7 protein-coding genes and 2 pseudogenes are annotated in these 6,350 nt (G+C 57.5%); 5 read left to right on the forward strand and 4 right to left on the reverse strand.

Annotated elements, in window-relative coordinates:
- Positions 1–184, forward strand: a 184-nt coding sequence (locus ACOTX3_RS25590; RefSeq protein WP_343460588.1) for a hypothetical protein, incomplete at its 5' end; no start/stop codon positions are given.
- Positions 108–935: pseudogene (locus tag ACOTX3_RS25595) on the forward strand (IS110-like element IS5075 family transposase); the annotation flags it as partial. The gene ACOTX3_RS25590 and the pseudogene ACOTX3_RS25595, both read left to right, overlap by 77 nt.
- 253 nt (positions 936–1,188) lie before the next feature.
- On the opposite strand, the pseudogene ACOTX3_RS25600 reads toward ACOTX3_RS25595, so the two are convergent.
- Positions 1,189–1,293 (reverse strand): annotated as a pseudogene (locus ACOTX3_RS25600) (Arm DNA-binding domain-containing protein); the annotation flags it as partial.
- Between the two features lie 329 nt (positions 1,294–1,622).
- On the opposite strand from ACOTX3_RS25600, the gene sul2 reads away from it, so the two are divergent.
- The gene (gene sul2, locus ACOTX3_RS25605; protein ID WP_001043260.1) at positions 1,623–2,438 is read left to right on the forward strand and encodes a sulfonamide-resistant dihydropteroate synthase Sul2; all 816 of its coding nucleotides are present in this window, start codon (positions 1,623–1,625) and stop codon (positions 2,436–2,438) included.
- Between the two features lie 86 nt (positions 2,439–2,524).
- Entirely contained in the window at positions 2,525–2,827 is a 303-nt protein-coding gene (locus tag ACOTX3_RS25610; RefSeq protein ID WP_000251875.1) for a phosphoglucosamine mutase, read from the forward strand.
- 175 nt (positions 2,828–3,002) lie between these two features.
- Here ACOTX3_RS25610 and ACOTX3_RS25615 read toward each other — a convergent pair whose 3' ends face one another.
- From ACOTX3_RS25615 to ACOTX3_RS25625, 3 genes are all read right to left on the reverse strand, one after another.
- Positions 3,003–4,496: an IS91-like element ISCR2 family transposase gene (locus tag ACOTX3_RS25615; RefSeq protein ID WP_001120888.1), complete on the reverse strand. Its 1,494-nt coding sequence runs from the start codon at positions 4,494–4,496 to the stop codon at positions 3,003–3,005.
- Between the two features lie 210 nt (positions 4,497–4,706).
- The gene (locus ACOTX3_RS25620) at positions 4,707–4,931 is read right to left on the reverse strand and encodes a hypothetical protein (protein WP_000743213.1); all 225 of its coding nucleotides are present in this window, start codon (positions 4,929–4,931) and stop codon (positions 4,707–4,709) included.
- Positions 4,928–5,665, reverse strand: coding sequence for a recombinase family protein (locus ACOTX3_RS25625; RefSeq protein WP_001446887.1), 738 nt, complete (start codon positions 5,663–5,665; stop codon positions 4,928–4,930). Before ACOTX3_RS25625 ends, ACOTX3_RS25620 begins: the two co-directional genes overlap by 4 nt.
- Positions 5,666–6,033: 368 nt before the next feature.
- Here ACOTX3_RS25625 and ACOTX3_RS25630 point away from each other — a divergent pair.
- Positions 6,034–6,350, forward strand: a 317-nt coding sequence (locus ACOTX3_RS25630) for a hypothetical protein (protein ID WP_063695109.1), incomplete at its 3' end; no start/stop codon positions are given.

Raw genomic sequence — 6,350 nt, forward strand, 5'->3', positions numbered from 1 at the left:
GAATGATGTCACGCTGAAAATGCCGGCCTTTGAATGGGTTCATGTGCAGCTCCATCAGCAAAAGGGGATGATAAGTTTATCACCACCGACTATTTGCAACAGTGCCCTTTATGGCACGCAAGCTGGAAGAGTTAGGGCATTTTCCAAAGCTGATATCACCGCAATTTGTCCGCCCATTCGTTAAAAGCAACAAAAATGACTTCGTTGATGCTGAAGCTATCTGTGAAGCAGCATCACGTCCATCTATGCGTTTCGTGCAGCCCAGAACCGAATCTCAGCAGGCAATGCGAGCTCTGCATCGTGTCCGTGAATCCCTGGTTCAGGATAAGGTGAAAACAACTAATCAGATGCATGCTTTTCTGCTGGAATTTGGTATCAGCGTTCCGCGAGGTGCTGCCGTTATTAGTCGACTGAGTACCCTTCTTGAGGACAGTAGTTTGCCTCTTTATCTCAGCCAGTTACTGCTGAAATTACAACAGCATTATCACTATCTTGTTGAGCAGATTAAAGATCTGGAATCTCAGTTGAAACGAAAGTTGGACGAAGATGAGGTTGGACAGCGCTTGCTGAGTATTCCCTGCGTTGGAACGCTGACTGCCAGTACTATTTCAACTGAGATTGGCGACGGGAAGCAGTACGCCAGCAGCCGTGACTTTGCGGCGGCAACAGGGCTGGTACCCCGACAGTACAGCACGGGAGGTCGGACGACATTGTTAGGGATTAGCAAGCGGGGCAACAAAAAGATCCGAACTTTGTTGGTTCAGTGTGCCAGGGTATTCATACAAAAACTGGAACACCAGTCTGGCAAGTTGGCCGACTGGGTCAGGGAGTTGTTGTGTCGGAAAAGCAACTTTGTCGTCACCTGTGCTCTGGCAAACAAGCTGGCCAGAATAGCCTGGGCACTGACGGCGCGACAGCAAACTTACGAAGCATAAAGGCAGAAATACACCAGTTTAAACAATCATTCATCTGGTTTTGCGAATACTGATATTGATGATACTAACGGCCCACCGGCCTGTTGAGGAACCTGTAAAACGGAAAGGCTCATTGAAGCCGTATATTTTCTGGAGGTTCATCAGGCGCGGAACTCATCGAGGCGCGGGAATAAAATCCCATTCAGACGCCGGATAGATTCAAGCAAGCCAACTTGTCGTCAAAATCGGTGTTGCAAAAACGGGAGTGACCATAGATTCCGTTTTCTGAGGCGACCCCCACATAGAGACCTTCCCGGTCATTCACTTTGTAGAGTTTGTCCCTGGGCTTGAGATTGCGCAGCTTGGTATCGGTCAGCATGTACCTTGTCCTTCTTCGTCTCCGATACCCACTCTATTGTAAAAAAGACATTTTTATCTTTTATATTCAATGGCTTATTTTCCTGCTAATTGGTAATACCATGAAAAATACCATGCTCAGAAAAGGCTTAACAATATTTTGAAAAATTGCCTACTGAGCGCTGCCGCACAGCTCCATAGGCCGCTTTCCTGGCTTTGCTTCCAGATGTATGCTATTCTGCTCCTGCAGCTAATGGATCACCGCAAACAGGTTACTCGCCTGGGGATTCCCTTTCGACCCGAGCATCCGTATGAGACTCATGCTCGATTATTATTATTATAGAAGCCCCCATGAATAAATCGCTCATCATTTTCGGCATCGTCAACATAACCTCGGACAGTTTCTCCGATGGAGGCCGGTATCTGGCGCCAGACGCAGCCATTGCGCAGGCGCGTAAGCTGATGGCCGAGGGGGCAGATGTGATCGACCTCGGTCCGGCATCCAGCAATCCCGACGCCGCGCCTGTTTCGTCCGACACAGAAATCGCGCGTATCGCGCCGGTGCTGGACGCGCTCAAGGCAGATGGCATTCCCGTCTCGCTCGACAGTTATCAACCCGCGACGCAAGCCTATGCCTTGTCGCGTGGTGTGGCCTATCTCAATGATATTCGCGGTTTTCCAGACGCTGCGTTCTATCCGCAATTGGCGAAATCATCTGCCAAACTCGTCGTTATGCATTCGGTGCAAGACGGGCAGGCAGATCGGCGCGAGGCACCCGCTGGCGACATCATGGATCACATTGCGGCGTTCTTTGACGCGCGCATCGCGGCGCTGACGGGTGCCGGTATCAAACGCAACCGCCTTGTCCTTGATCCCGGCATGGGGTTTTTTCTGGGGGCTGCTCCCGAAACCTCGCTCTCGGTGCTGGCGCGGTTCGATGAATTGCGGCTGCGCTTCGATTTGCCGGTGCTTCTGTCTGTTTCGCGCAAATCCTTTCTGCGCGCGCTCACAGGCCGTGGTCCGGGGGATGTCGGGGCCGCGACACTCGCTGCAGAGCTTGCCGCCGCCGCAGGTGGAGCTGACTTCATCCGCACACACGAGCCGCGCCCCTTGCGCGACGGGCTGGCGGTATTGGCGGCGCTGAAAGAAACCGCAAGAATTCGTTAACTGCACATTCGGGATATTTCTCTATATTCGCGGTTCAGCAGGCATGTCCCCTTTGAGGGCGACCCGACGACAGGATAATCGACCTTATGGTGCGCAAATATTTCGGCACAGACGGTATTCGTGGCAAAGCCAACGAAGGCGCGATGACGGCGGAAACCGCCTTGCGCGTCGGCATGGCGGCTGGCCGTGTCTTTCGTCGCGGTGACCACCGCCATCGTGTCGTGATCGGCAAGGATACGCGCCTGTCGGGCTATATGCTTGAACCCGCGCTCACAGCCGGTTTCACCTCGATGGGCATGGACGTATTCCTTTTTGGCCCGCTGCCGACAACGTATAGGAAGAATAAACGCCCTTTTCACCCAAGTCCAACAGCTTTGGACCGCAGTTGACTCTTTCGACACCCCTGCGATGCAACCCAATCCGGCTGACGGGGAGCCAGCAACGCTGAAAATTTACCCTCCTCTTTCCCACTAGCGGCTCCTTTTCCGACAACCAGCACGGCGGATCCCTGCCGCGGCGCTGTGAACGCAGCATTTTGATTGGTATCGTTGGCCTTCAGGCTCGTCAGTCAAACAGACCCAGGAGCAGCTCAGCCGGTGGCGCCCGGCTTTCGGGTAACGCCCTGGTCCCGCTGGTTTCGGCTTTGTGCTTCAGGTGATCAAGGATCTGCTTGATCACTATAGGGTCTTCAATGCAGGCGATGACTTTCATGGCGCCGCCGCAGCCGCTGCAGGTCTCGATGTCGATATTGAAAACACGCTTGAGCCGTTGCGCCCATGTCATCGACGCTCGCCGTTGTGCTGGTGTTGCCGGTTCATCAGCCACCCTGACCTTGTTGCCCCTGCCCCGTTTTGCCGGCGTGACCAACGCCCGGTGCCGACTGTTGGGTGCGAACACCCCGTGGAAGCGGGTTAGGTTGACTCTGGGCTTCGGTACCAGGGCGGCCAGCCTTGCAATGAAATCCAATGGTTCGAAAATGACGTGCGTGGTGCCGTCCCGGTACGGCGTCTTGAGCTGGTAGCGCACGTTGCCGCCTCGTGTTAACGACAGCCGCTTCTCGGATACCGCCGGGCGGCTGATGTACCGGCACAGCCGTTCGAGCTTCTTGCGTTCATCGGCCCTGGCCGCCACGCCGGCGTGCAGGCTGGACCCGGCTACCTTGCCAATCCCGTCACCGAACGGATCACCACTGGTCGGCAGAGTTTGCAAAGTGAACACCTTTCGCCCCGCCTGTGAACCGACAGCGATACGGTAAGTGATCGAGTGCCCCAGCAGGGGTGTCATCGGGTCGTCATCCACCGCATCCGAGGCCAGATAGCTGTTTTCGACATCCCGTTCCAGCAGGCCTTGCCGTTCCAGATAGCGACCCACCCGGTGGGCGATGGTGTGCGTCAGCTGGGTGAGCTCTGGGCTGGTCGGCGCCTTGACCCAGCGGAAACGCGCTGAGCCGTGGGATTGCTCGACATACACACCGTCGAGAAACAGCATGTGGAAGTGAACATTCAGATTGAGCGCCGATCCAAAACGCTGGATCAGGGTGACCGCGCCCGTCTTGGCCACTTGGTGGGTATGGCCCGCTTTCTTGACCAGGTGCGTGGCAATGACGCGGTAAACGATGCCCAGCACCCACCCCATGATCTCGGGCCGGCTGGCAAACAGGAAACGCAGCTGAAACGGGAAGCTCAACACCCACTGACGCATGGGTTGTTCAGGCAGTACTTCATCAACCAGCAAGGCGGCACTTTCGGCCATCCGCCGCGCCCCACAGCTCGGGCAGAAACCGCGACGCTTACAGCTGAAAGCGACCAGGTGCTCGGCGTGGCAAGACTCGCAGCGAACCCGTAGAAAGCCATGCTCCAGCCGCCCGCATTGGAGAAATTCTTCAAATTCCCGTTGCACATAGCCCGGCAATTCCTTTCCCTGCTCTGCCATAAGCGCAGCGAATGCCGGGTAATACTCGTCAACGATCTGATAGAGAAGGGTTTGCTCGGGTCGGTGGCTCTGGTAACGACCAGTATCCCGATCCCGGCTGGCCGTCCTGGCCGCCACATGAGGCATGTTCCGCGTCCTTGCAATACTGTGTTTACATACAGTCTATCGCTTAGCGGAAAGTTCTTTTACCCTCAGCCGAAATGCCTGCCGTTGCTAGACATTGCCAGCCAGTGCCCGTCACTCCCACTCGATTGTAAACAAGCACACAAAACCCTTTAGTGACAACAATTTGCAAGAACTATCAGGCTCAGTGCCATGAAAAATACCATGACCAGATCATGAGGTTGAACACGGCTTGCGCCGGCAGCGTTCACGCTCCTGGTCGGCGATCTCGCCCGGCTGCAATGCTAGCTCAGCATCGGTCATGCGCTCCAGCACGTCGCGTAGGCGGATGGTGCAAGGAATGGGCGGCAGCTCGAACTCATAGCCGCCGGCGATCATTTCGGCCGCAATCTCCTCGGTGATGAAAAACGGCTCGTCGTCTTGGTTCGGCTTCTTCATGCCCTTTCCTCCTGGCGCTCATCCTGGCCGACAGCGGCCAGGGCATCGGCTTCCGTCAATGCGTCCTCCACGAACGCGCCGTGCTGCTTCGCTTCGGCCTGGCTGACCTCGGCCCATATCCGTTTCACCTGGGCCGCACTGTACCCGGCCAGCTCGGCGGTCTTGTTGATGCTGTAGCCGGACTTGCGCAGCGCGACAACTTGGGCGCGGCGCTTCGGATCAGCACGGCGGCCCTTGTACCGCCCGGCCTGGCGGGCCAACTCAATGCCTTGGCGCTGGCGTTCGCGCCTGTCCTCGTAGTCGTCGCGGGCCATCTGCAAGGCCAGGCGAAAAAGCATGATCTGCACGGCTTCCAGCACGATCTTGGCGACGCCCTGGGCCTCGGCCGCCAGGTCGGATAGATCGACCACGCCAGGGACGGCCAGGCTTGCGCCTTTGGCCTGTATCGAGGCCACCAGGCGCTCGGCCTCGGGCAAAGGTAGGCGGCTGATGCGGTCGATCTTCTCGGCAATGACCACCTCGCCGGGCTGTAGGTCGCCGATCATGCGCAGCAGCTCAGGCCGGTCGGCGCGTGCGCCGGATGCCTTCTCACGGTAGATGCCGGCGACGTAGTAGCCGGCGGCCTTCGCGGCCGTAGTGATCGCCTCTTGGCGTTCCAAGTCCTGCGCGTCGGTGCTGACGCGCAGATAGACCCGCGCCACCATCGGCGCGGCTACTGGCTTCGTCCTGCGCATACTTGCGGGCTCCTTTGGGCATACGCAAAGTGTCCGGTCATGCTACCCCCGGCCAAAAAGGCCGTCATGCGATTTATCTTGGCCGGGTCGTTATTGGCGGGTCTAAATGGCCGCTCCGTGGATCTCATCGCCAGAAATGGCGATGCGAGATCCAGGGCAGGGCGGCCGCCATCGTCAGACCTGGCGATGGTCGACGCCGGCGCGCATCGTCGGATGTGGCGATGCGAGCTCGAGGTCGGTGGCCACCGCCGGCGACCTGGTGCCATCGTCGGCAATGGCGATGCTGCAGCTCGACGTGCGCGGCCTGGTCGTCTCGGCATCGTCGGATGCGGCGATGCTCGAGCGAGGCGAAAAAAAACCGCCTCGGGGTGTCCGAGGCGGCAAGTCTGCATGCGGTTCAGGGAGGAAGAAACCGCGCCGGCGATCAGGGAGGAAAACCGCGCGGCCTGATGTGCAGCTCGGCCACTTTAGCCGGATTTTTCGACTTATCCGATGCGAGCGGCCCGCCGTGGGCGCTGCTCGATCTGCTGTTGCTTTTTCTCGACGTGCTTCTGCTCCTGGTGCTGCTGCTCGTCGCGCGGCACTGTTGCAAAGTTAGCGATGAGGCAGCCTTTTGTCTTATTCAAAGGCCTTACATTTCAAAAACTCTGCTTACCAGGCGCATTTCGCCCAGGGGATCACCATA

This window comes from Enterobacter cloacae complex sp. IR5384, from assembly GCF_049237265.1.
Classification (GTDB): domain Bacteria; phylum Pseudomonadota; class Gammaproteobacteria; order Enterobacterales; family Enterobacteriaceae; genus Enterobacter; species Enterobacter cloacae.

Excerpts from the sequence above, each read along its gene's own strand:
- ACOTX3_RS25615 (WP_001120888.1), bottom strand. The coding sequence starts at position 4,496 with ATGCCTCATGTGGCGGCCAGGACGGCCAGCCGGGATCGGGATACTGGT.
- ACOTX3_RS25620 (WP_000743213.1), bottom strand. The coding sequence starts at position 4,931 with ATGAAGAAGCCGAACCAAGACGACGAGCCGTTTTTCATCACCGAGGAG.
- ACOTX3_RS25610 (WP_000251875.1), top strand. The coding sequence starts at position 2,525 with ATGGTGCGCAAATATTTCGGCACAGACGGTATTCGTGGCAAAGCCAAC.
- ACOTX3_RS25625 (WP_001446887.1), bottom strand. The coding sequence starts at position 5,665 with ATGCGCAGGACGAAGCCAGTAGCCGCGCCGATGGTGGCGCGGGTCTAT.
- sul2 (WP_001043260.1), top strand. The coding sequence starts at position 1,623 with ATGAATAAATCGCTCATCATTTTCGGCATCGTCAACATAACCTCGGAC.